25 protein-coding genes and 1 tRNA gene are annotated in these 22465 nt (G+C 72.1%); 13 read left to right on the plus strand and 13 right to left on the minus strand.

The genetic code is table 11. The features are described 5' to 3' along the window. Positions 1–293: 293 nt before the first annotated feature. From RM572_RS02005 to RM572_RS02015, 3 genes are all read right to left on the minus strand, one after another. The gene (locus tag RM572_RS02005) at positions 294–485 is read right to left on the minus strand and encodes a hypothetical protein (protein ID WP_027763603.1); all 192 of its coding nucleotides are present in this window, start codon (positions 483–485) and stop codon (positions 294–296) included. A gap of 71 nt (positions 486–556) precedes the next feature. Further along, positions 557–751 (minus strand): hypothetical protein, encoded by a 195-nt coding sequence (locus tag RM572_RS02010; protein ID WP_027763604.1) that lies wholly within the window; start codon positions 749–751, stop codon positions 557–559. A 103-nt stretch (positions 752–854) separates the two neighbouring features. After that, complete coding sequence (locus RM572_RS02015) at positions 855–1157, minus strand: hypothetical protein (protein WP_311671509.1); 303 nt, start codon at positions 1155–1157, stop codon at positions 855–857. A gap of 87 nt (positions 1158–1244) precedes the next feature. Between RM572_RS02015 and RM572_RS02020 the strand changes: the two genes are divergently transcribed. The 4 genes from RM572_RS02020 (at position 1245) to RM572_RS02035 (ending at position 6323) form a co-directional block, all read left to right on the plus strand. Next, entirely contained in the window at positions 1245–2828 is a 1584-nt protein-coding gene (locus RM572_RS02020; protein WP_311671510.1) for a hypothetical protein, read from the plus strand. A gap of 96 nt (positions 2829–2924) precedes the next feature. Further along, on the plus strand, positions 2925–3863 hold the full coding sequence (locus RM572_RS02025) for an ABC transporter ATP-binding protein (RefSeq protein WP_311671511.1): 939 nt from the start codon (positions 2925–2927) through the stop codon (positions 3861–3863). Between the two features lie 315 nt (positions 3864–4178). Next, a complete protein-coding gene (locus RM572_RS02030; RefSeq protein ID WP_311671512.1) occupies positions 4179–4982 on the plus strand; it encodes an ABC transporter permease in 804 nt (267 codons plus the stop codon). 45 nt (positions 4983–5027) lie between these two features. Continuing rightward, positions 5028–6323 (plus strand): sensor histidine kinase, encoded by a 1296-nt coding sequence (locus RM572_RS02035; protein WP_311671513.1) that lies wholly within the window; start codon positions 5028–5030, stop codon positions 6321–6323. Positions 6324–6485: 162 nt separating this feature from the next. On the opposite strand, the gene RM572_RS02040 is transcribed toward RM572_RS02035, so the two are convergent. From RM572_RS02040 to RM572_RS02050, 3 genes are all read right to left on the minus strand, one after another. Then, positions 6486–6986, minus strand: a complete 501-nt coding sequence (locus RM572_RS02040) for an NUDIX hydrolase (protein ID WP_311671514.1) — start codon at positions 6984–6986, stop codon at positions 6486–6488. 99 nt (positions 6987–7085) lie between these two features. Continuing rightward, the gene (locus RM572_RS02045; RefSeq protein ID WP_311671515.1) at positions 7086–7748 is read right to left on the minus strand and encodes a potassium channel family protein; all 663 of its coding nucleotides are present in this window, start codon (positions 7746–7748) and stop codon (positions 7086–7088) included. Further along, a complete protein-coding gene (locus tag RM572_RS02050; RefSeq protein ID WP_311671516.1) occupies positions 7741–9108 on the minus strand; it encodes a TrkH family potassium uptake protein in 1368 nt (455 codons plus the stop codon). The genes RM572_RS02045 and RM572_RS02050 overlap by 8 nt, the downstream gene beginning before the upstream one ends. A 549-nt stretch (positions 9109–9657) precedes the next feature. Between RM572_RS02050 and RM572_RS02055 the strand changes: the two genes are divergently transcribed. Further along, complete coding sequence (locus RM572_RS02055; protein ID WP_311671517.1) at positions 9658–9846, plus strand: hypothetical protein; 189 nt, start codon at positions 9658–9660, stop codon at positions 9844–9846. A 1963-nt stretch (positions 9847–11809) separates the two neighbouring features. Here RM572_RS02055 and RM572_RS02060 read toward each other — a convergent pair. The 6 genes from RM572_RS02060 to RM572_RS02085 form a co-directional block, all read right to left on the minus strand. Continuing rightward, positions 11810–12409 carry a class I SAM-dependent methyltransferase gene (locus RM572_RS02060; protein WP_311671518.1) on the minus strand — a complete coding sequence of 200 codons (600 nt, stop codon included), beginning with the start codon at positions 12407–12409 and terminating at the stop codon, positions 11810–11812. A gap of 25 nt (positions 12410–12434) precedes the next feature. Beyond that, the gene (locus tag RM572_RS02065; protein WP_311671519.1) at positions 12435–12758 is read right to left on the minus strand and encodes a DUF6415 family natural product biosynthesis protein; all 324 of its coding nucleotides are present in this window, start codon (positions 12756–12758) and stop codon (positions 12435–12437) included. Continuing rightward, positions 12755–12958 carry a hypothetical protein gene (locus RM572_RS02070; RefSeq protein WP_311671520.1) on the minus strand — a complete coding sequence of 68 codons (204 nt, stop codon included), beginning with the start codon at positions 12956–12958 and terminating at the stop codon, positions 12755–12757. Before RM572_RS02070 ends, RM572_RS02065 begins: the two co-directional genes overlap by 4 nt. 86 nt (positions 12959–13044) lie before the next feature. Continuing rightward, positions 13045–13929, minus strand: coding sequence for a hypothetical protein (locus RM572_RS02075; RefSeq protein ID WP_311671521.1), 885 nt, complete (start codon positions 13927–13929; stop codon positions 13045–13047). Positions 13930–14102: 173 nt separating this feature from the next. Further along, positions 14103–14741, minus strand: coding sequence for an HAD family hydrolase (locus RM572_RS02080; RefSeq protein ID WP_311671522.1), 639 nt, complete (start codon positions 14739–14741; stop codon positions 14103–14105). Between the two features lie 525 nt (positions 14742–15266). Continuing rightward, positions 15267–15362 (minus strand) — tRNA-Sec (locus tag RM572_RS02085). A 90-nt stretch (positions 15363–15452) separates the two neighbouring features. Here RM572_RS02085 and selD point away from each other — a divergent pair. The 7 genes from selD (at position 15453) to RM572_RS02120 (ending at position 20238) form a co-directional block, all read left to right on the plus strand. Further along, complete coding sequence (gene selD, locus RM572_RS02090) at positions 15453–16451, plus strand: selenide, water dikinase SelD (protein ID WP_311671523.1); 999 nt, start codon at positions 15453–15455, stop codon at positions 16449–16451. A gap of 197 nt (positions 16452–16648) precedes the next feature. Further along, positions 16649–17350 (plus strand): hypothetical protein, encoded by a 702-nt coding sequence (locus tag RM572_RS02095; protein ID WP_311671524.1) that lies wholly within the window; start codon positions 16649–16651, stop codon positions 17348–17350. A gap of 13 nt (positions 17351–17363) precedes the next feature. Then, positions 17364–17981, plus strand: coding sequence for a MauE/DoxX family redox-associated membrane protein (locus tag RM572_RS02100; RefSeq protein WP_311671525.1), 618 nt, complete (start codon positions 17364–17366; stop codon positions 17979–17981). Then, positions 17978–18535 (plus strand): hypothetical protein, encoded by a 558-nt coding sequence (locus tag RM572_RS02105; protein ID WP_311671815.1) that lies wholly within the window; start codon positions 17978–17980, stop codon positions 18533–18535. The genes RM572_RS02100 and RM572_RS02105 overlap by 4 nt, the downstream gene beginning before the upstream one ends. Continuing rightward, the gene (locus tag RM572_RS02110) at positions 18532–19470 is read left to right on the plus strand and encodes a peptidoglycan-binding domain-containing protein (RefSeq protein ID WP_311671526.1); all 939 of its coding nucleotides are present in this window, start codon (positions 18532–18534) and stop codon (positions 19468–19470) included. Before RM572_RS02105 ends, RM572_RS02110 begins: the two co-directional genes overlap by 4 nt. Continuing rightward, a complete protein-coding gene (locus tag RM572_RS02115; protein WP_027763621.1) occupies positions 19471–19653 on the plus strand; it encodes a hypothetical protein in 183 nt (60 codons plus the stop codon). Between the two features lie 102 nt (positions 19654–19755). Further along, on the plus strand, positions 19756–20238 hold the full coding sequence (locus RM572_RS02120; RefSeq protein ID WP_311671527.1) for a hypothetical protein: 483 nt from the start codon (positions 19756–19758) through the stop codon (positions 20236–20238). A gap of 98 nt (positions 20239–20336) precedes the next feature. Here the strand turns inward: RM572_RS02120 and RM572_RS02125 are convergent, their stop codons facing one another. Beyond that, the gene (locus RM572_RS02125) at positions 20337–21386 is read right to left on the minus strand and encodes a penicillin-insensitive murein endopeptidase (RefSeq protein WP_311671528.1); all 1050 of its coding nucleotides are present in this window, start codon (positions 21384–21386) and stop codon (positions 20337–20339) included. A 291-nt stretch (positions 21387–21677) separates the two neighbouring features. On the opposite strand from RM572_RS02125, the gene RM572_RS02130 reads away from it, so the two are divergent. Further along, a complete protein-coding gene (locus RM572_RS02130) occupies positions 21678–22424 on the plus strand; it encodes a M15 family metallopeptidase (protein WP_311671529.1) in 747 nt (248 codons plus the stop codon). Positions 22425–22465 lie beyond the last annotated feature (41 nt).

Genomic DNA, 22465 nt, shown 5'->3' on the forward strand with positions numbered 1-22465 from the left:
CCAGGGAGGAGGAGAGACTCGAGAGTGCAGCGAGACGTTCCGCGACACCTATTGCCTGGTCTCGACTCACCGGTACCGGCGAGAACACAGAGGAAGCTATCTTCTTGACCAACTTCATACCGATGGTTTCCTTCGCACTGCAGCAGGCCGACGCACGTGGGCGTACGATGACGAATGGGCTGCCGGGCCGCGATTGCGGCGCGGCCCGGCAGCTTTCCTCCGTGTCCGGCCCTCGCAATGTGTTACGAAATACCGACGGAGTTTCTCATTGCTGAACCGTCAAAGAGGACGGGTCAGTCGTTGACGCCGGCCTCGTAGGCCTGCACGCCCAGCCAGGCCACGCCCGCGCCACCGGCGAAGCCGACGCCGAAGGCCACGAAGCCCGGGGTCGCCTGCACCGGCGCCATGGCGCCCAGCTCGGTGGTGGCACCGTCGTCCAGCTTCTCCGGGGTGACGGCGATCACGCTCTCGGTGATACGGCTCATTGCACTCTCCTCTGCTTGATGCGGTTTACGAAGGTGATGCTGCGGGGGTCGAGCCGACCGGCGGGGGCCGGTCAGCCGTTGGCGACGCCCCAGGTGTAGGCGCCGACGACGGCGCCCGCGCCGGCCACGCCGCCGGCGACGTACCAGCAGGTGGCGACGGCGGCCACGGGGGTACCCATGACCGGGGCGGGAGCGGTCTCGTGGAAGCCGTTCTCGAGCGAGCCGAACTCCTGCCCGTTCATGAACGTGGCGATCTTCTGCTCCATGCGGAGCCTCCTGTGTCTCGGTGGAACGCGATCACCGGGACGGCTCGGTGCCGCCTCGGCCACACCCGGCGATTACCGCCGGGCAGCTCTGGGGTTTCGGCCATCAGTTCCGGATGGCGGTGGTCCGCTCTTCGAGAAGGAGCCGGGCGCAAAGTCCGGACCCTTTCCCCCCGCGCAGGGACATGAATCCACGATCGCCGGGCGTCGCCTCGTCGTTGAATGTTGGACAGCCCTTAACCTGCGCGTAAGCCATGAGAAGAATCCCCCAACCAATCGGAGAAAGATCATCACCTTGGGTGTCCTGGTCGAGGGACACCGTGAAGTCGAACTCATTTCTGATGGCGCGCAGTTGACGATAAGCGCAGTTAAAGACCCGGCCAAGGGGGCCCTCTGTGATCTGTATCACACTAGGGAAATTACTAGCTCTTCCTGTGGGCACACAATTGGCGCCGCAAATTAAGATTCTGCTGGCGAATCGGGGAACACTGCGGGCATGTATCTCAGGAAGACACAGCGAAAGAACCGTGACGGCCGCGTCGTGCGCTACCTCCAGATCGCGAGGAATCAGCGCGTGGACGGCACGACGCGAGCCGAGATCCTGCTCAGCTTCGGCCGCGAGGACGCCCTGGATCCGGGGGTGCTGCGGCGCCTGGCCGACTCCATCCACCGCTACCTCGGCGAGACCTCGGAAGCGACGCAGCCGCACTCCGAGAACCTGCCCCAAGTCGAGGCCGCGCGCCCGGTCGGCGCCGCCTGGCTGCTGGACGGTCTGTGGCGGGCCCTGGGCATCGGGCCGGCACTGACCCGCCTGCTGGGCGACCCCGGCACGGAGCGCGTCGTCTTCGCCCTGGTCGCCAACCGCGTCCTCGCCCCGGAGTCCCCGAGACCCCTGGACCGGTGGGCCGCGGAGGAGGTCGTGGTTCCCGGCCTGCCCGAACTGGACGGCAACGGCGCTGCGCTGGCCGCCATGGACCGCCTCCTGGAACGCGAGGCGGACCTCCGCCGCACGGTGCGGGAGGGGATGGCGCGGGCCCCTGGTGCACCGAAGGCGTGGGCGGCCTCGTCCCGGCAGAGGGACCTGGTGTTCTTCGACGTCCCCGGCACCGACGGGCTTCCCCCGCTCCTGGTGGGTCTCGCCGTCACCGACGAGGGACTGCCGGTCGGTTGCTGGTCGTGGCACGCGGAGGACGCGGCCTCCGCCCCGGGCGACTGCCTCGCGGACGACCCGGGCTCCGCAGCGGCGGACTCCCTGCGCACCGTCGTCGTGCGCAGCTCCAGACGCTCCCAGCTCCTCGCGTCCGAACCGGGTTTACGCCCCCTCGTCGTCACCGGCGAGAGCCTGCGGACGAGCCCCGAGGCGGGCGAGACCCTCCCCCATCTGGAGGGTCGCCACCGCCGTGTCGGGACGGACCTGACGATCCGCGACCTGCGCCTGGGCGAGGACGGCCGGCGCCGCCGCGTGCTGTGGCGCAGTGCCCGGGAGGCCGAACACGAGGCTGTGCAGCGCGCCGCGCAGCTGGACTTCGTCGCAGCGGAGCTGGCCAGGACGACGGCTGACGCGTCCCGCCGGGGGGGCCCGGACTCCTCCGCACAGCAGGAGCTCCTCGGACACCCGCTCCTGGGCCGGTGGCTCACCCGGTGTCCCGGCACGGGCTCGCTCGTCGTCGACCCGGACGCGGTCGACGCGGACGCCCGGATGGACGGCGCCCACCTGCTGACGCCCCTGACCTCCGACGTGGGGACGAAGCAGGCGGCAGCGGGCTACGCCGCCCTGCTCCGCACCGAGCGGGCCTTCTCCGCCATGGCCTCTCCCCGCTACTTCCAGCCGGTGTACCACCGCCTGGAGGACCGGGGCCGGGCACACGTCCTGCTGTGCTGGCTCGCTCTGCTCCTGACCAGCGTCGCAGAGCTCCGCACCGCCCGGCCGTGGGCGAGCATCGCCGGCGAGCTGAACCGCGTCCGGAAGCTGACCTTCCGCCATGACGGCGGCCACCGCCATCGCCTCTCGCGCGTGGACGCCGCGCAGGAACGGTTGTTCGCCGCCTGCGGGGTGCCGGTGCCGTCCCGCGCCGGGTAGCCCCGGCTCCCCCCGGGGCCCCGGCATGACATACCTCATGTGACGTCGTGACGACACGCACTGCTCCTCATCCTCCGAGAACGGAAAGCTGGAGACATGAACGCGATCGAAGTGGACGAACTGAAACGCAGTTACGCGGAAGGCTTCGAAGCCGTGCGCGGCATCAGCTTCTCCGTCCGTGCCGGCGAGGTCTTCGCCCTCCTCGGGGTGAACGGGGCGGGCAAGACCTCCACCGTCGAACTGCTCGAAGGGCTGGCCCGGCCGAGCGGTGGAAGCGTGCGCGTGCTGGGGCACGACCCCTACTCGGAGCGGGCGGCCGTCCGCCACCGGACCGGGGTGATGCTCCAGGAAGGCGGGTTCGCGTCGGAACTCACCGTCGCCGAGACCGCCCGCATGTGGGCGGGGTGCACCAGCGGCGCCCGTCCCGTCGAGGAGGTGCTCGGCCTGGTGGGTCTCGCCGGCCGGCGCGCCGACGTCCGCGTCAAGCAGCTCTCCGGCGGCGAACGGCGACGGCTGGACCTCGCGCTCGCCATGCTGGGCCGGCCGGAGGTGCTGTTCCTCGACGAGCCGACGACCGGCCTGGACGCCGAAGGGCGCCGTGACACCTGGGAGTTGGTCCGGGGGCTGCGCGACGAGGGCACCACGGTGCTGCTCACCACGCACTACCTCGAGGAGGCCGAGGAACTCGCCGACCGGCTGGCGATCATGCGGGACGGCCGGATCGTCGCCTCGGGTACGCCCGCCGAGGTGACCGCCGCGCAGCCCGCCCACATCCGCTTCCTGCTGCCCGCGGGCGTCGAGGAGGACCGGCTGCCGCAGGCGCTGCGCGCGACGGTCGAGGGGCGCCGGGTCGAGATCCGCACCACGACGCTGCAGGAGACCCTGAGGGAGCTCCTGCAGTGGGCACACGAGCAGAACGTCACGCTGGAGGCGCTGGACGCCCGCTCCGGATCGCTCGAGGAAGCCTTCCTGGACATCGCGCGCGCCGACGACGGCGAGCCGGGAACGGCGAAGGCGGAGGTCGCGCATGCGTAGGGCGTGCTGCGAAAGTCCCGTCTGCGGGGCGGTGCCAAGCACGCACGCTCGCTGCGTTGTCGGACCTCGGCGCAGCCCGCTGCGCTCTCGGCCCTCCGCCTTGCGCTCGCACGCACCTGACACCGCCCCGCCCGCCCACCGGGCGGACGACGCCGCTTTCGCAGCACGCCCTAGGCCGAGCGCCCCCGTACCGGCACACCCCGAGACGGTGCCGGCGCAGTCCGACGCGGTGCCGGCATCGGACCGGCAGCCGCGCCCCGCCCCGAGCGTGCACAGGAAGCGCCGGCGGGGCCTCCCTGGAGAAGGTGGTATCGCATGAGCACGACGACTTCCCCTGCCCCGGCGGGCGTGGCCCGTACGACCAGCGGCGGCCGGCTGGGCGCCCTGAGCCGCGCCGAACTGACCCTGCTGCTGCGCAACAAGACCGCGCTCGTGGTCGCCCTGCTCCTCCCCGTCGCCCTGACCTTCCTGGTGCGCAGCACCGTCGAGAACGTCGACCTGGGCGGCACCGGGCTCTCCGTGGGCTCGGTGATCCTCGCCGCGTCCATCGGGTTCGTCCTGCTCTTCAGCGTGTACGCGAACCTCGTGGGCTTCTTCGTGGTGCGCCGGGAGGAACTGGTCCTCAAGCGGCTGCGCTGCGGCGAGCCCCGGGATGCGGAGATCCTCACGGCGTGCGCGCTGCCGACCGTCGTCCTCGCGCTGGCGCAGATCACGCTGCTGACGGTGGGCGCGGTGATCGCCTTCGACGTCACCGCGCCGCAGCAGGTGGTGCTGTCCCTGCTGGGCCTGGTGATGGGGCTGGCACTGGCCGTGGCGGCGGCCGCGGTGACGGCCATGTGGAGCCGCTCGGCGGAGGCGGCGCAGATCACGACGCTGCCGCTGATGCTGATCACCTTCATGGGATCCGGAGTGGTCATCCCGCTGGAGGTGCTGCCCGACACGTTCGAGACGGTGTGCGGCTTCCTGCCCTTCTCTCCGATCATGGAGCTCGTCAGGGGAGGCTGGGCCGGCTCCCTGGACGCCGGCGAATGGCTGCGCGCGGTGGCCGTGGGTGCGGCCTGGATCGCGCTGGCCGCGTGGCTGGTGTCGGCCAGGTTCCGCTGGGAGCCGCGCCGCTGAGGCCCCGGCCCCAGAACGGCCCGAGGACAGGACGAGGAGACAGGCGTGTACGGGTGGGCTCAGGAGAGACACCGGCAGTGGCACGACCGCAGCAGGCATGCGCAGGTCGAGGCGTCGACGCGGTGGATGCTCGGCGCGATGCCGTGGCTCGTGTTCCTGGCCGGCGGCCCCCAGCTGCTCGCCCTCGCGGGCCGCTCCCCGCTGGCCGCCTCCCTGGCCTGGGGCGTCCTCGTCCTGGGCCTCGCCCAGTGCACCCTGGCGACCAGGCTCACCGGCCCCGCGCTGGACGTGTACCTGGGTCTCGGCTCCCTGGCGGGGATGCGCCTGTTCCCCCTGCTGGTGGTGCTGGCGGTGAGCGCGATCCTGGCGACCGGCCCCGTGACGGTCGCCGAGACCGGGGACGGAGTCCTGCACGGCCTGGTGTTCCTCAGCATGAGCGCCCCGGTGCTCTGCGTCCTCGCGCTGGTCGTCCGGATGCGCACGTACCTCCTGCTGCACGCCGGCTTCGTCGCCTTCACCATGGCGTCGGCGGCGGCGGGCGGCCGGGCCTGGTCCGACCTGGCGACGACCACCGCCGTCGCCCTCGCGGTCGCGCCCGCGCTGCTGTTCACCCAGCGCTCCACCGGGTGGTACGTCGCCGTGCTGCGGGAACTGGCCGCCGCCCGGGAGGTGCAGACCCGACTCGCCGTGGCGGAGGAGCGCCTGCGCTTCGCACGCGACCTGCACGACGTGCTGGGACGCAACCTGGCCGTCATCGCGCTCAAGAGCGAACTGGCGGCGGAGCTGGCACGCCGCGGCGTGGAGGACAAGGCGACGCGGCAACTGGACGAGGTGCAGCACCTGGCCCGCGACTCGCAGCGCGAAGTGCGCGACGTCGTACGTGCCTACCGCCGCGCCGACCTGTCGGCGGAACTCGCCGGAGCGCGCCGGGTGCTGAGCGCCGCCGGGGTGAAGTGCCGGGTCGCCACCGACGACGTCCCCGACGTCGAATCCCTCACCGAGCCGGTGCAGTCCGCGCTCGGCTGGGTGGTCAGGGAGGGCACGACGAACGTCCTGCGGCACGCGCACGGCTCGGCCGTCTGCACCGTCTCGCTGCGGATCACCGGCCACGAGGCGGTGCTCGTACTGGAGAACGACACGGGCTCCCGCACCGACGCGGTCGGGGACGGCGGGGACGGGACGGGCCTCACCGGCCTCCGCGAGCGCCTGGCGGCACTCGGCGGCACGCTGGCCGTCCAGCGGCCCACCCGCTCCACCTTCCGCGTCACCGCCCGGGTGCCCGTGACCACCGCCCTTCCCTCCCCGTCCCCGGACCCGGGCCTCCACCCCTCCCGCGCCTGACGCCCCGTCTCCTAACGGCCGCCGGGCGACGCATGCCGCGTTCGAGTGGCGGCCCTGCAGGGAATGTCCCGGCTCGCGGCGTCTGCGCTGAGTACGGGCGGTGGCCTCTACCGCCGGCGTCCCCGACGTCGGACGTCGAAGAAACATCCACCCCGGTCGAGTTCACCGTGCACCGCGACGCCGGTAGATCCCCCGGCCCGCGTGTCGTTCGCTGCCTTCCGACGCGGTGGACCACGCGGGGTCGATCTGCCCCAGCCAGGCGTCCTGGCCGTCGGCGAGCGGCAGCTTCAGCGGGAGGGGGACGAAGCGGCAGGCGAAGGTAAGGCCGGCGTCGTCTCCGTCGCCTCGGACGTGATGCTCCCAGGCATCGGCGACGTCCTCCGGCGCGTGGACAAGGAAGAAAGTGGTCCGCCTCGGCCGCCGGGTCCCCGGGTGGGGCTTGTCCTCGACGGCGACCTGCCGGAGCAGCGTGGCACCCGGAAGTCCGGTCTCTTCGGCCACTTCCCGCAGCACCGCTTCTCCGAGTGCTTCCCCTGTCTTCACGCCACCCGCCGGGATCTGGGTACCGGCTTCCGGCATGCCGACATGGTCGAACACCAGGATCTCCGGCGCGGATTCGTTCCGGACGACGTAGGCGGCGACGCGGATTCGAGGTCGGGTCATACCGGCATGGTGCGCGAAGGAGCACCGGAATGGTGTCGGGCCGGCCCCGCAGCGCCGCCCGGCGTCGCCCGCACGCCCCGCTGCCGCGGGTCCGCGCAGTCAGTTGCTCGCGGCGAAGCGTTCGACGTCGTCGATGCGGCCGAGGACGAGGATGACGTCGGAGTAGTTGAGGACGGTGTCGGGCGTGGCGTGGCTGTACTCGCCGTCGGTGGTCTTCACCGACACCACCGTGAGCCCGTAGCGGCTGCGGACACGGCTCTCCCGCAGGGTCACGCCGACCAGGTCGCGTGGCGGTTTGAGTTTGACGATGGCGTGGTTGGGGTCGACTTCGACGTAGTCCAGCATGCGGCCGGAGACCAGATGGGCGACGCGCTCGCCCATGTCGTGCTCGGGAAAGACGACGTGGTGGGCACCGATGCGGCCGAGGATGCGGCCGTGCTGACGGCTGATGGCCTTGGCCCAGATGTCCTCGATCTCCAGCTCCACCAGGAGGGAGGTGGCCAGGATGCTGGATTCGATGTCGGTGCCGATCCCCACCACGGCCTTGGAGAAGTCCGGCACGCCGAGCTGGCGCAGCGCCTCCATGTCGGTGCAGTCGGCCGCCACGGCGTGCGTGAGTTCACCGGACAGGGCCTGCACCACCTTGGGGCGGCTGTCGACGGCCAGCACCTCCGTGCCGCGTTCGGTCAGTTCCAGGGCCAGCGCGCTGCCGAAGCGGCCCAGCCCGATCACGACGACGGGTTCGTCCCTGTGGTCAGCCAACGATGGTTCTCTCCTCGGGAAGTTCGTAGCGGCGCGTGCGGTTCCGCAGCGCCAGGGCGGAAGCGAGCGTGAGCGGGCCGATGCGGCCGATGAACATCAGCGCGATGAGGACGCACTGCCCGGCACGCGGCAGGTCGGCGGTGATTCCGGTGGACAGGCCCACGGTGGCGAACGCCGAGACGGCCTCGAAGAGCAGCCGGTCGAGGCCGTAGTCGCTCACACCGAGCAGGACGAAGGTCGCGCAGACCACGACGCCGACGCTCATCAGCACGAGGGCGAGGGCCTGACGCTGGTTGGTGTCCGGGATGCGACGCCGCCCCACCGTCACCCCGGGCTCGCCCCGCATCTCCGCCCAGATCACGAAGGCCAGCACGCCGAAGGTGGTGACCTTGATTCCCCCGGCCGTGCCGGCGCTGCCTCCGCCGATGAACATCAGGATGTCCGTCGCGAGCAGGCTCTCCGGTCCCTGGGCCGCGACGTCGATGCTGTTGAATCCCGCGGTGCGGGCGTTGACGGAGGCGAAGAACCCCGCCAGCCATTTCTGGGGGGACGACAGCGGCCCCAGCGTGCCCGGGTTGGTGTACTCCGCCAGGGTGATCACCACGGTGCCCGCCACCAGCAGCGCGCCCGTCAGGCCCAGGGTGAGGCGCGTCAGCACCGACCACGTGCGCGGGCTGCGCCAGGACCGGAGCAGCTCGAAGATCACGGGGAAGCCGAGACCGCCGACGACGACCGCGACGCAGATGGTCAGGCTGACCCACGGATCGCCCACGTACCGCATGAGGCTGTCGCTGTTGAGGGAGAACCCGGCGTTGTTGAACGCCGAGACCGCGTGGAACACCCCGTCGTAGAGCGCCCGGCCGGGCGGCTGGTCGTGGCCGGCCACGAACGCCGTGGTCAGGAGGGCGGCGACCACGGCCTCGGTGCCCAGGCTGAACATCACGATGTTGCGGACCACGCGGCGCAGGTCGCGCAGGGTGAGGGACTTGGTCTCCGCCTGCGCCAGCAACCGCGCACGCAGGCCCAGGCGCCGGGAGACCAGCACGGCGAACAGGGTGGCCAGCGTCATGATCCCGAGCCCTCCGGCCTGGATCAGCACCAGGATGACGACCTCCCCGAAGGTCGACCAGTAGGCGGGGGTGTCCACGGTGATCAGACCCGTCACGCACACCGCGGAGGTGGACGTGAACAGCGCGTCGACGTAGTCCGCACGGGTGCCCGACTCCGTCGCCACCGGCAGCGAGAGCAGGACCGAACCGATCAGCACCGCCGCGGCGAAAGCGGTGGCGATCATCTGGGTGGGGTGGCGCAGCCCGGCCATCCCCGGCGCCGGCCGCGCGCGGCCCGCCTTCCGTTTCACCCTCGCTCCTCGTCCTGGCCCGTCACCGCCCCCGTTCACAGCACGGGAGAGGAGGCCAGCACACGCTACTCCCGCTCCGTGAGCCGGGCGCGGCGGAGGCCCCGGAGCGGAACGAACGCAGAACCGCCCACCACATTGATCGCCCAGCCCGGTGACCGCGGGGTTGCCAGGAGTCATCGTCTGTGGGCGAGGCAGGCCACCGCGCTCACGTGGCTGCCGCCGCCCCGCCCGCACTCCTGCGGCCCACGGCGCGCTGCTCACCGCTGCCGTCTCCTCCCACATCGCGGTGGCCATCACCGCATACGCGCGGCGTCCCGCCCAGGACGTCGCCGCGTACGCGGGCACTCTGCCGGCCCAGCCATGCTTCCGGCATGGGCCTCCCAGCGCGCCCGCAGCGCCAGGCCGGCGAGGTGACGGCTGATCTTTTACTCACGCCGCTGCGTCGCGACCTTCCGGGCGACGTGGCGGGCAGGCCCTTCACAAAGAGAGGGCCTGCGGTCGTATCGAGGTTCACCCAGAGGGCTGTTGGGGCCGGCGCGCACACCACGCATGGACAAGACCGAACCCGGCGCCGTCGACGTGCTCAACGGCTTCCGCGGCGTCGTCACCACCGTCAGCCCGGACGGGGAACGGATCCAGTGGCGCCGCAACGGCGACGACGGCCGCCCCCAGGTGTTCTCGGCGGAACTGAGCGCCGCCCGGATCGCCGCCGCGCCCTCTCCCACGGCTACGCCATGACCATCGCCGCCGCCCGGGGCCTCACCACCCAGGTACGCGCTGGCGTACGGCGTGGGCACTGAGGCCAACACCCTGTATCCGGCGCTGTCCGCCTACGCCTCCTCCTGCACCTGCCTCCAGCGACAGCCTCAGCGCGCAGCACCGCGCGGCCATCGCCCGCGCCACGTCCCGTCCCTCGACCGCCCGCAGAACACACCGCCGCACGGCGAGACATCACCACCTCCGGTGGCCACACCGTGAGCCCCTCGACCCGCCCGTGCCGCCCTGGCTGCGGCGCCCGTTCGGCGACCTCGCCACCGGCCAGCTGCTCACCCGGACCCAGGCCACCGACCGCGACGCCGCACACGCCGACAAGCGCGCCGGGGAGTCCGCCGCCCAAGTGACCGCGCTGCACCGCGAGCTCGGTGCTCTCCTGGTGTGCCGAGGCAGTCGGGACGGCGGACTTCATGTTCACGTTCAAGTACGTCGCGCGCTGCAGGGTTCAGAAGCGGCTCTCGTCAGGCCCTTTGTGGAACTTAGCTCCTGAGCGGCTGGATGCTCGTACGAGACAAAGAACACCTCCATGGGCTTGCGTGGTGTGATTTACACAACTCTTGCGTGTGCGCCTGGCACTGAGTCCCCGACAGCCCCATGGGCCCCTCGGCAGGTCAACTGCATGACCTCCTGCCGGTTTAGGTGACGGGGCATCAGCTCCGCGGCACTCGGTGTCACTCTTCGTGCCGACTTCGCTTTGGGCTTCCGCTAGTTGGCGTGCCGAGCCTTCAACGCCCGGGCCGGTACTGTGTTGGGTCATCCACCACCTCCGGTGGGGCCTTCGGCTTCGTGGGTTACTCCATGGGGTCCACGAAGGGGCCCCATGGAAGGAGCTCGTAAGGGCTCCAGAAGGAGGTGACCCGATGGCTGCCAGGCCGGAGGGATGCCGCTGCGACGACAGCACGGCGGACCGTTGGTACAACCGGATCCGTTGGCTGGGCCTGCTGTACACGGCCTACAGGGCCGGGCGGGAGTTTCTGGAGAGGATCTCTAGGGACTAGCAAAAGCCCCGACCAGAGGTCGGGGCCTTGCCTGCAGACGGTATGGGAGAGAGGGCCTCGTCCTCTTGGTTGCTTGGCCGGCACCGAGGGCGGGGCTCTCGCCATGTCTGGGCGCTGAGCAACGGTGCTCCACGGAACGTGTGACGCGAATCACACCAGAACCAATGCGCAAGGCCCATCTTGCACGCACGCAACCCCTCAAGTCGACCTCCCTGCTCGCTCGACCTAGAGAGACTGACAAACCGTCATGTGTATTTTTGCAGGTCAGGAGCAATGAGTGTGACTCACGCCATGACTCCTAATACTTCTTTCAGGGTGACGCATATGACACACGGGGGACCGAAAATGAGCGGTTCTAGTGCTCTTCTGAGGCGTACTGACGGCTTGACCGCGCCGCCTTCCTTGCCTCGTCAGGGCTCCTGACTGTAGAAGCGGGTGCGCGTGCACACGCACGTACGTAGGTGAGGCATCGAATTCGTCCTCGGCCGGGCCGCTCTGCGGCCGGGGCATGCGATCAGGGACGGCTGGGGCTGCCTTCGAGCCGCGGCTTGGCGTACCCGGAGAAGCGGCGACCGCAGCCCGCGCCGCGCTCACACGAGCCGGCCACCGGAAAGTCGATGCCCACGGCAGCGCTCGTAGATCGGGTGCCTGTCCGATCCGAGCCGAACGACCGCGTGGCTCGCGAGCGCCTGAGCATCGGCCGGAACATCGCCACCGCCCGTATTTGGCGAACCTCACGCAGAGGACCCCGCGGCCGGTATCTGTTCCGAGACGGTGTGGCGGATCGAAACCGGCAGCCGGTCCGCACGGCTGGACCACCTCATCCAGATCGCCGACGCACTCCGGACCGACCTGGCGGACTCCGTCGGCCGGTGAGGCCCCGCCCATCCACCACGGGGGAGGCAGACGGACGAGGCCGGTCTCGGGTGTTACGCGACGGCGCGGACGATGAGCGTGCCGATGTGGCCGGCGGTGGGGGCGTCGAGCACCGAGGCGTGGGCAGCACGGAAGCCGGCGCGGGTCAGAAACCGTGCCCAGACCGAGGGACGGTAGCTGTAGCGGTAGGTGAACATCGCCTTCCCGGCGAATCCGCCCTTGTACATGCCTTGCGGGCCGTAGGCGCCGGGGATGGCCGGAGGCTGGGAGAAGACGAACGCGCCCCCTGGGCGCAGCCGTGAGCGGACGAGCGGGAACAGTCGGCTGGGGTCGGTGAACCAGGCGGCGCCGAAGGTGGAGTACACGGCGTCGTAGACCGTCTCGTCGGTCGCGAGATGGGTGAGCACGTCGCCGTGGTGGAAGGTGACGCCCGTGTCGGCCCACCGCTCGGCGGCCTTCTTGACCATGACCGGAGAGAGGTCTACCCCGTGGGCCTCGACGCCGAGTGTCTGGGCGAGGTGGACCAGGGCGCGGCCGGTGCCGCAGCCGATCTCCAGCGCGCGGCGCGGGGCGCCGAGGAGTTCCGGGCCGGGGCCGTGGCCGAGTCGTCGGCGCGGTGCTCGTGCGGCTCCAGAAGCGCCGGCGTCCCGCACACCTGGCAGACGCGGATCGTCGGCGTCACCGCCCGGCCTCCACGTGGCGGAGCAGTGCGCGGGCGTCGTGGGCGAGCTGACGGACGTGGACTCGCGCGGACACCAGGCCCTCGCCCATTCCCTCCTTCAGGTGCACCCGGACGGAGGCGAGCAGGTTCCGCGGCGCGCCGGCCTCCTGCGCCTCGGGCAGGAGCAGTTGCACGTGTCCGCGCAACAAGCCCTCCAGCTCCTCCAGCGTGGCGTAGCGCGGCGCCGGCCCCTCGATCAGGGCGCGGCCGATGGTGGCGCGGATCGTGTCGGGGTCGACCGGCAGAGCGTCGGCCGACTCGGGAAGGGACGCCGACCTCATCGTGTACTCCCCCGGCGGTGCTCGTCGCACGCGACGAGCAGCCACTCGCGGGTGCCGCCCGGGACGGGCGTGGTGTTGCTGCCTGCTGGGCGCAGGCGGCCGAGCGCGGCGCCGCAGTAGAAGCAGGCCTCTCCGTGCAGGCGGACGATGCTGACGTGCTCGTTGCAGAGCTCTGCCGGCGGTGGTGCGGTCAGGCTCATGTCCGTTCCCATCTGCCGTTTCCGGTGTCACGCAGATGGTTACCTCTGAGACTGCCTGTAACTGCTACATCGTGTAGCAGTCTGTGTCACCTGGTCAGATGGCGTTGCACCAGGCGGCGTAGTTCGACAGGTCTTCCCGGTCGGCGCGCTTGAGTCGGCGCAGCGTGGCGATGTCCTCGCGCACCCACCGGTGTTCCGGGCGTGCTTCGGAGCGATCTTCCGGGCGACCTTCGACGACTCGTGCGCGTCATCCGGCAGCCCGGACCAGAGCTGAGCGCGGCCCAGCTCGATGTAGAAGCTGGAGCGCCGCTCGGCGGGCAGCTCCCGCGGCGGCGCCACTCGCGGGCGACATCGAGAGCGCGCTGCAAGTGGTCACCGCCCAGTCCCACCGCGAGGGAGACTTCGTGGATGCGCACCGAGGACGGGCCGAACGCTGTGCCGCCGTACACGTCCTCCGGGACGGTGTCGCCGAGCCTGCGGGCCTCCCCGATGTGCTCGGTGGCCGCGTCCGGGTTGGTCGCGCGGCTGGCGAGGACGGCGGCCCGCATGTGCAGGGCGCCGCGCGCGGCCGTCGTCCGCGGGGTGCTGGGCGCGGGCGCGGCGTCGATCGCGGCCTGCATCGCGCGCAGTCCGGGGGCGTGGGCTCGGGCGGCGAAGAACGTCTCACCGCGCACGTATGCCGCGGCAGCGCCGAGCAAGGTGTCCCCGGAGATGCCTGCGGCCCACCGCATCAGCTCGACCAGGCGGGCGGACAGGTCCCGGGCGCCGGACTTGTAGGCGACGGCGTCGGCTGAGCGGAACGCGGACGCGAGCAGTCCGGCCACCTCCGCCTGCTCGTGCTCCGTCGGGGCGGAGTGGAGGGCACGGGGAAGTTCGGCGAGCAGTTCGGGAAGCGCCTGGGCGATGCGCAGGTACTGGGAAGCGAGTCGCCACGACGCGGCCTCGGAGACGGCGGCGTGCAATTCGTGCATCGGCGAGTTCGACCTGCGTGAGGCGAGCGATGCGGCGGGCGGTCGCGATGCGGTGCCCTACCTCGCGGGGGTCTGCTGCGGGCATGCTCGCCTCCGTTCCGTGCAGCCACATGGAACGGTACCCGTCAGGGTGCGGCTCGGCCTCGCTCGTGCGGGGCCGACTTCGTGTTCGGCTACCTGCTCACGAGTGCCCGGAGTTGGTGCAACGAGTCGAGGCGCCAGTCCGCGGCTGCGGCTTCCGGACGGTCGGCCCACAGGTGCCCCCAGGGGCCGCGGCGCAGGTGCGCGGTGCGAAGCCCGGCTGCGGCAGCCGGGGTGACGTCATTCACCGGGTGGTCGCCGACGTACACGATCTCGTGGGGCTCGGCCCCCGCGACCTCGATGAGGCGGGCGAAGAACGCGGGGTCGGGCTTGGCCACGCCCCACTCGCCAGAGGTGGCGACGTGGTCGGCGGGCAGGTTGAGGACACGGAGCAAGTCGCCGATCTTCGCGGTCTGGTTCCCGGCGATGACGACGCGGGCGCCGGCGTCGCGCATCTCGGCGAGGGCCGGCCGTACGTCCGAGTACAGGTCGGACTCTTCGAGGCGCTCGCCTTGCCCGGCAGCTTCGCGGGCTTCGTACTCGGCGGCGAGGTCTACGCCGGGACGCAGCAGACGGACTGCGTCGGCGTTGTCGCGACCCTGGGCGACGACAGCGCCGACGAGTGCGGAGAGGGTGTGGCGTGGGACGTCGAACCAGTCCGCCCAGGCGGCCCAGTGGCGGTCATCACGGACGAGGGTCTCGCCGATGTCGAGGGCGACGGTGGTGAGCATCCGGCCAGAGTAGGGCGGGCCCCGACGCACCAAAGCGCGCCGCCCGGCCAGAGGGGCCAGACGGGGGCGTGGTGCTCGAGACGGGGCCGGGCTGTGACGGCTGCGCCCCCTCGGGCAGCGATGTGACGCGCTGCGTGCCCGGCCCCGTGAGGAGGCGCCCGCGGCTGCGTGCGAGCGGGCGCCCACTCCCCGGCCGGGACGCTAGTGGCATATGCCGGATTGTGCGGGACGGGCACGGCACGGTCGGCCAGGTTCACCCAGCCGGTCAAGCGTGCGACAGGAGCCCACCGGGGGCGCGCGGCAGGGAAAGGGCGCCCCCGACACGAAACGGCACCGACCGGCTCGAAGGCCAGGCGAGGGAGGGCACGGGCGTGCCATCAGACGGTCGGGCTTGTTGAGTTCGCCCACGGCGGGTGGTTCTTCGCCCGTCTTCCGTTCGGGCTCTTCGGGTCGGCTCTTCGCGCCGTTCTCTCGGCGCGGCAAGGTGGAAGATCGGGCGGTTGCCGCTCGTCAGGGAGAAGAGGCTGGCGGAGGCGTACGGGAATCGAACCCGCCTGGCCGGGATGCCCGACCACATCGGTGTTGAAGACCGTGAGGGCCACCAGGCGCCTGCCCGCCTCCGCGCCGGAGTCTACGTCCGGCATGATCGTCACACCAGGGGTGTGGACAAGCGTGGGCACGACGCCGCTGGTCGCAAGTAGGTTACCGGGCATGGAAGGCTTGAGACTGACGGAGTACGCCGGTGGCGGCGGATGCGCGTGCAAGCTGCCGCCCGGCGAACTGGACGGACTGGTCGGCGGGTTGGCCGAAGGGCCGGCGCGACCGGCGGCGGAGCTGCTGCTGGGGCTGGCCGGCGGCGGGGACGACGCCGCCGTGGTGGCGCTGGACGGCGAACGGGCGCTGGTGACGACGGCGGACTTCTTCACGCCCGTGGTGAACGATCCGTACGACTGGGGCCGGATCGCCGCCGCCAACGCGCTGTCGGACGTGTACGCGATGGGCGGCACGCCGTGGGCGGCCGTCAACCTGCTGGCGTGGCCGCGCGACCTGCTGCCGATGGAGGTCGCGGCCGAGGTGCTGCGCGGCGGGCGGGACGTGGCACACGAGGCGGCGTGCCACGTGTCGGGCGGGCACAGTGTCACCGGGCCGGAGCCGTTGTACGGGATGTCCGTGGTCGGGGTGGTGGACCGTGCGCGGATGATGCGGCTGGACGCAGCGCGCCCGGGCATGCCGCTGACGCTGACGAAACCGCTGGGCACGGGCGTGCTCAACGCCCGGCACAAGTCGACCGGCGAGGTCTTCGAGCAGGCGGTCGCGTCGATGACGGCGCTGAACCGGGACGCCTCCGGGGCGGCCGTTGCGGCGGGCATACGGGCGGGCACGGACGTGACCGGCTTCGGTCTGCTGGGTCACGCGTACAAGCTGGCGCGCGCGTCGGGGGTGACGGTCACGCTGGACGCGGGAGCGGTGCCGTACCTGCCGGGAGCGCGAGAGGCGGTGCGGGACGGGTTCGTCAGCGGCGGCACCCGGCGCAATCTGGAGTGGGTGGCGCCGCACACCGACTTCGCGGGAGTGCCGGAGGAGGCACGGTTGCTGCTGGCCGACGCGCAGACGTCCGGCGGGCTGCTGCTGGCGGGAGAGATACCGGGGCACCCCGTGGTCGGGGAGGTGACGGCCGCCGGGCCGACAGCGGTCGTGGTCCGTGGCTGAGGGGTGGCGATGCCCGGCTTCGGGGGTGCGGCCGAGCTCCGCGGCGACACGGCGGGGAACCGGGCGGAGGTTCTAGGACGATCACCGGAGCGCCGCGGCGTGTATTGACCGTACATGGTCAAGCTGCTGTGATGGGGGATCGTCCGAGTGGTCCAGACCCTTATGGCGACCACACGCCGGTCCTCCTGGAGGTCGCCATGGCTCCGTCCGCCGTCGCCCACCGCGCGCTCGACGGCGTGTCGTATCGCATCGAGGGCACCGACCTCGATCTGAGGTCCACCGCCACCTCCGCGGTCGAACTCGTCGTCGGAGGCCACCTCTTCGAGTTCACGGCCGGCCCGGCCGCGCTGGCCGAAGGGATGGCCGCGTCCCTCGGCATCGACGCGTTCGACACCGAACTCGCCTTCCAGGGTGGCACCCTGCGCACCGCCACCACCCGCGAGTACGACCCGCAGTCCCAGCTTGTCGAGACGCCCACACTGATCGCCTGGCAGGGCAGGAACCACAGCCTCGTCACGCGCCTGTACCGCTCCGGCATCGAGGACGTGCTCGCGCTGCTGCGCACCTTCCGCATCACCGAGCACGAGGACGGCCTCTCCCTCTCCCCCGACGCCGGCTCCGACTGCCGGTTCGCCGGACCGGCCGCCGTCCTCAAGGAGGTCCCCGGCCTCGGCCTGGTGGAGATGTCCCGCCGTACGAAGGAGCGCTCGGCCCAGCTCCCGCCGTGGCAGGGCGGCAAGGTGCCCACCGGCGAGCTGTACCGGGACACGCTCAGCGACGGACGCCCGTTCTTCGTGCTGTCCGGCTCCCGGCTGTGGGCCACCGTGGTCCCGCTCGCCGACACCACGGTGGACGACGTCCCGGGCCTGCTCGCACGCTGCACGCTGCGCGCGGTCTGAGGCGGCCGTTCCCGTGACCACGTTCCTCGCGACGGCCACCGCGGGCGCGGCGCTGCTCGCGCTGCTCGCCGGCTGTGCCGGGCACCTCTCCCGGCCCGCCGGGCTGCCCGACGCCCTGCACGCCCACGGCGTCCTGCCCGCGGGAGCCGTGCGTGCGGCCGCCGCAGCGGTCACCGCGGCCGAAGGGCTGCTCGGCCTCGCGGGCGCCACCGCACTGATCGCCGGCGCCCGCGACGCGCTCGCCCTGGTGCTGGCCGCCGCGGCGCTGCTGTTCACCGGGTACGCGGCCTACACCCGCCACGTCCTCGCCTCCGGCCGCGGCGGGCCGTGCGGCTGCGCCCGCAGCGAGCTGCCCCTCAGCGGCTGGGTGACGGTCCGCGCCGCCGCGCTGGCCGCCCTCGCCGCCACCGGCGCGGTGCTCACCGGCCTCGCCGGTGCGCCGGCACCGCCGGGAAGCACCGCCCAGACCGCCACCGCCGCGCTGGCCGCCGCCGCCTTCGCGCTGCTGCTGTGGACGCTGCCGGCAGCGCTGCACGACCCGGAGGCCCACCCCGCGTCCTCCCCCGCGACCTCGCCCACTTCCGCCCCCGCCCCCCTTCCCGCCTCCGGAGGCCGCCCGTGGACTTCATGACCAGCGCCCTGATCGCCTCCTGGGTGGCCATCCTGCTGCTCGCCCTGGTGGTCTCCGGGCTGGTGCGCCAGGTGCACCAGCTCTCCCGGGGCGCCACCTCGCCCGTACGGACCGCCGCCCCGCTGGGCCCGGCACCCGGGAGCGCCGCACCGGAGGCGGCCGAACTGCTCGGCCCGCATGCGCAGCGGGACGGCGGCGTGCTGCTCTTCCTCAGCGCGAACTGCCGCACCTGCACGGGCGTGCTCGCCGAGGCGCGCAAGGCCGCCGGAAGCGAGGACGGCCCCGCCCTGGCGGCCCTCTACGCCGGCCCGGCGCCCGAGGCCGCCGCACGCGAGGACCACGCCCGCGAGGACGGCAGCGCCCGCGGCACGACCGTGCCCGTACACGCCGGGCGCGACGACCTGTTCGCCACGTACGACGCCGTCGCCACCCCGTTCGCGGTGGCCGTGGACGGTGCCGGACGCGTCCTGCGCGCCGTCCCCCTGGGCTCGGTGGCCGCGCTGTCCGAACTGCTCGACGAAACCTTCCCCCGCCGGCTGAGGAGCGCGCGATGACCACCCTCGAACAGGTACCGATGCTCCGCACCCCCGGCCCGGACGCCCGGCCCGCGCGCCGCCGCCGCGCCGGACGCGACCCGGAGACCGCCGCCTTCGCCGGGCTGGTGCCCACCCGCCGCCGCATCCTCCAGGCGGCCACCGCCGTCGGGTTCGCCGCGCTCGGCATGTTCCCCGCCGCCCGCAAGGCGTACGCCGACGGGTACGACATCTGGACCGGCTCCTGCCCCAGCTACGCCTCGGACCACAACTGCTCGCCCGGCTGCGGCCCGAGCACCGTCTTCGCCGCCGCGTGCGCCACCACCGGCGCGCACGCGGGCTTCCACAAGAACGACGGCGTGACCTGGACGCTGCGCCCCAACCAGTGCTACTCCGGGAGCTACGACGGCTGGCTGTGGCGGTACAGCAAGGAGTGCGGCACGTGCGGCTGCGGCATCGAGCGCCGCTGCCACGACGGCTACCACAACACCGGCTCCGGATGGGTGCGTTCCATCTGCCGGCACACCACCGACTGCGGATGCCCCGGTGCCGTCTCCTGGCCCTCCACCGGCAGCGGCACCACCGGCCCCGACGCCTACACGGTGCAGCACCTGGTCACCCACCACGGCTTCGCGACCGAGGCGGACGGCATCTACGGCCCGAACACCGAGGAGCAGGTCACTCTCTTCCAGGAGCAGGCCGGCCTCGACGCCACCGGCACCGTCGACGAGCAGACCTGGCCCGAACTGGTGCTGACCGTGCGGCGCGGCGACATCGACGACGCCGTGCGCGGCGCCCAGCGCCAGCTGCGCAAGCACGGCCACGACCTCACCGTGGACGGCAACTTCGGGCCGCGCACCGAGCAGGCCGCCCGGGCCTTCCAGACCGCGCACGACCTCACCGTGGACGGCGTGGTCGGCACCGTCACCTGGCGGCATCTGACGGGGACGGTGTAGGTGGACCACTCCCCCACCGCACCCCCGGGGGCGCACGGACGAGGGCGGGCGCGGCTCACCGGGCCGCTGGTGCCCGTGCTGCTGCTGGCGGGCGCCGCGTCCGTCGCGGTGGCCACCGTGCCGCCGCTGACCTGGGCGGTGATCGGCGGCCTCGCGGGCTGGTCGCTCTCCGGCTCCGTTTGAACCCGCAACAGCGCCTACGCGCTGGCCTCGCCAGGTTGGCGAGCGATTCACAGGCAGGCCCTCATCCTGGGCACCCTGACGGCCGGACTGCTGCTGGGCGGCGTGCTGTCGGCGACGGTGCTCTGGCTGGCGTCCGGCCTGCTCTCCCCCGCACCCGAGGTGGTGCGGCACGTCGCCGCGGTGCTCTGCGCGCTGCTGTGCGTCCTGCGCGACACCGGAGCCGTCCGGCTGCCGCTGCCGCAGAACGCGCGGCAGATCCCGCAGGAGGTCCTGCAGCGCCATCTGCTGCGCGGCACCCTGCAGTTCGGCTTCGAGCTGGGCACCGGCGTGCGCACCTACGTGACGGCGAGCGCGCCGTACGCCCTGGCCGCCGGGCTCCTGCTGTGGGGCGGGCTCGGCACGGCCCTGCTCGCCGGCGCCGGCTTCGCTGCCGGACGCGCGCTGACGCCCGTGCTACGGCTGCTCTCCGGCGACGTCACCGACTGGGACGTGCGGCTGGAGGACCGGCGCCGCGCGCTCAAGGTCACCACCTCGGTCACGGTGCTGCTCGCGGTGCTCGCCCTGACGGTGGTCACCTGGCCGTAGGCCCGGGCCCGGCCGTGGGGGGGGGGGGGGGGGGGGCGGGGCGGCGCCGCCCCGGGGGGGGGGCGCAGGACGTCCGGCGCCACCCCGCACGGGTGCGTTCAGCAGTCGTAGAGCGAACTGGGGTGCACCCGCTCGCAGTAGCGGACGTGCAGGTGGTTGTCGTGGTTGGGGTACTCGGTGGTGAGGCCCTCGGCGATCAGCTGCGGGTCGTTGAAGAAGATCAGCTTCACGTGCCCGGGCGCGGTGTTGCGGATCGCCTGCGCCAGCTTGCGTGTGGCGGCCCGGTCGTAGCCGGCGGAACGCCAGGTGATACGGCCGGCGGAGCACTGCGCGGAGTCGGTGCGGATGGGCCACAGGTCGATGTCCATGCCCTGTTCGTGGCTGGCGTGGCCGGGGATGTCGCCGCCGTGCTCGAAGCCGGCGTCGCCCAGCGGGACCTGGCCGTTGCCGCCGCCGAACGCGGAGGCCGCGGCCTCCACCTGGCCGATCGCCGCGGCGGTGCCCCAGTTGGCGTTGCCGTTGCCGTCCGGGTCCTGGTCGCACAGCGGGCCGCCGAAGTCGGCGGCTTCGTAGTGCCAGAGCAGGTTGCGCCAGGTGGTCGGGCCGACGATGCCGTCCGCGCCGATGCCCGCGTGGCTCTGGAAGGTCCGCACCGCGCCGGCCGTACCGCCCCCGAAGATGCCGTCCACCGCGAGCCCGGAACCGCGTTTGGCGTTCAGCAGGTGCTGCACGGCCCTGACCGCCGGACCCCGGTCGCCCTGCCGCACGGTCACCTGGAGCGCGGACCAGGTGTTCGGACCGACGATGCCGTCGTCGGCGAGACCCTTGGAGCGCTGGAAGGACTTCACCGCGGCGTCGGTGCCGGAGCCGAAGACGCCGTCGGCGGACAGGCTCGCACCGTGCGCGTTGAGCAGGTACTGCAGCGCGACGACGTCGGAGCCGCGGTTGCCGCGGTCCTGGGTCGGGTTGAACGCCTGCGGGTACGCCTGGGCGGGCGCGGCGACGCCGAGCAGCAGGGTGAGCACGGCCGCCAGCAGCAGCCAGCCACGGGGGCGGCCGGGGCGCTGCCGGCGGCTGTGACGGTGCGGGGGTCTGGCGGGGTGCGGGGGTCTGCCGCGTTCCGCGGTGGGGGTGCCGGATCGGCGCATGGGGGTCCTCCTCGGGTTCCGCCTCGGGGGCGATCGGGCCGTGCCACCGCTGTCTTGTACCGCGCGGGGCGCCACGCGTACAGAACGTGCGGAATTCTGCGAGGACTTTCAATGGTCGGGCCTTTGAACGGTATTCCGCTTTCCCCCCGAATTTCGTTCTTCTCCAGGGGATTCACCAGGTCACCCGGCGGATGGTCCCGCGCCGTCTTGACACAGGAATGATTCCTCCTAATGTGCATGACAACCTGAAGACGGGTGTGCCGAGAAGCGCCCGTCCCCCTTGGAGGAGACATGACCCGACGCCATCGTGGCCTGCGTGCCGCTCTCGCCGCGGCCATGCTGGTGGCCGGCGGTGTCACGGTGAACGTGGCCACCGCGGAGCCCGCCGTCGCGGACAGCTGCTACACCTGGAACCGGAACCTCAGCAGAGGAGCCAGCGGCAGCGACGTCGCCCAGCTTCAGGAGCGTATCGCCGGCTGGGCGGCGAGCGGCCAGAACATCGCCATCGACGGCGCCTTCGGCCCGGCGACCGAAGCCGCCCTGAAGCGCTTCCAGTCCGCCTACGGCCTTTCGGCCGACGGCGTCGCCGGCCCGAACACCTACAGCAAGATCTACTCGCTGCAGGACGGCGACTGCTCGCCCGTCCACTTCAACTTCAGCGAGTTCGACGACAGCTGCGGCGAGAACGACTTCACCGGCGGACGCGTCTCCGCTGCCGCCGCCAAGCAGAACATCCGCCGCATCATGTGGCAGCTGGAGGCCCTGCGCCACAAGCTCGGCGACCGGCCGATCGTCATCACCTCCGGTTTCCGCAGCGTCTCCTGCAACAGCAGCGTCGGCGGCTCGTCCAGCAGCCTCCACATGTCGGGGCAGGCCGCGGACCTGGGCCTGGGCAGCGGCCCGTCCCAGTGCTCCATGTACAACACGGCCAAGACCTCCGGCTTCGAGGAGATCCTGAGCCAGGGCTACCCGGGACACAACGACCACACCCACGTGGGCAACAAGGGCAGCCGCTTCTGGAGCGCCCCCAACTGCTGACCCCCTGACGGGTCACGCGACGTCCACGGGCGGGCCGCCGG

Source organism: Streptomyces hazeniae (assembly GCF_031845485.1).
Classification (GTDB): Bacteria; Actinomycetota; Actinomycetes; order Streptomycetales; family Streptomycetaceae; genus Streptomyces; species Streptomyces hazeniae.

What these genes read in the sequence shown, in the direction of transcription:
- RM572_RS02025 (WP_311671511.1), top strand. Translation starts at nt 2,925, where the DNA reads ATGAACGCGATCGAAGTGGACGAACTGAAACGCAGTTACGCGGAAGGC.
- RM572_RS02110 (WP_311671526.1), top strand. Translation starts at nt 18,532, where the DNA reads ATGACCACCCTCGAACAGGTACCGATGCTCCGCACCCCCGGCCCGGAC.
- RM572_RS02080 (WP_311671522.1), bottom strand. Translation starts at nt 14,741, where the DNA reads ATGCTCACCACCGTCGCCCTCGACATCGGCGAGACCCTCGTCCGTGAT.
- RM572_RS02075 (WP_311671521.1), bottom strand. Translation starts at nt 13,929, where the DNA reads ATGCACGAATTGCACGCCGCCGTCTCCGAGGCCGCGTCGTGGCGACTC.
- RM572_RS02130 (WP_311671529.1), top strand. Translation starts at nt 21,678, where the DNA reads ATGACCCGACGCCATCGTGGCCTGCGTGCCGCTCTCGCCGCGGCCATG.
- RM572_RS02065 (WP_311671519.1), bottom strand. Translation starts at nt 12,758, where the DNA reads ATGAGGTCGGCGTCCCTTCCCGAGTCGGCCGACGCTCTGCCGGTCGAC.
- RM572_RS02040 (WP_311671514.1), bottom strand. Translation starts at nt 6,986, where the DNA reads ATGACCCGACCTCGAATCCGCGTCGCCGCCTACGTCGTCCGGAACGAA.
- RM572_RS02055 (WP_311671517.1), top strand. Translation starts at nt 9,658, where the DNA reads ATGGACAAGACCGAACCCGGCGCCGTCGACGTGCTCAACGGCTTCCGC.
- RM572_RS02030 (WP_311671512.1), top strand. Translation starts at nt 4,179, where the DNA reads ATGAGCACGACGACTTCCCCTGCCCCGGCGGGCGTGGCCCGTACGACC.
- RM572_RS02020 (WP_311671510.1), top strand. Translation starts at nt 1,245, where the DNA reads ATGTATCTCAGGAAGACACAGCGAAAGAACCGTGACGGCCGCGTCGTG.
- RM572_RS02070 (WP_311671520.1), bottom strand. Translation starts at nt 12,958, where the DNA reads ATGAGCCTGACCGCACCACCGCCGGCAGAGCTCTGCAACGAGCACGTC.
- RM572_RS02005 (WP_027763603.1), bottom strand. Translation starts at nt 485, where the DNA reads ATGAGCCGTATCACCGAGAGCGTGATCGCCGTCACCCCGGAGAAGCTG.
- RM572_RS02010 (WP_027763604.1), bottom strand. Translation starts at nt 751, where the DNA reads ATGGAGCAGAAGATCGCCACGTTCATGAACGGGCAGGAGTTCGGCTCG.
- RM572_RS02105 (WP_311671815.1), top strand. Translation starts at nt 17,978, where the DNA reads ATGACCAGCGCCCTGATCGCCTCCTGGGTGGCCATCCTGCTGCTCGCC.
- RM572_RS02125 (WP_311671528.1), bottom strand. Translation starts at nt 21,386, where the DNA reads ATGCGCCGATCCGGCACCCCCACCGCGGAACGCGGCAGACCCCCGCAC.
- selD (WP_311671523.1), top strand. Translation starts at nt 15,453, where the DNA reads ATGGAAGGCTTGAGACTGACGGAGTACGCCGGTGGCGGCGGATGCGCG.
- RM572_RS02095 (WP_311671524.1), top strand. Translation starts at nt 16,649, where the DNA reads ATGGCTCCGTCCGCCGTCGCCCACCGCGCGCTCGACGGCGTGTCGTAT.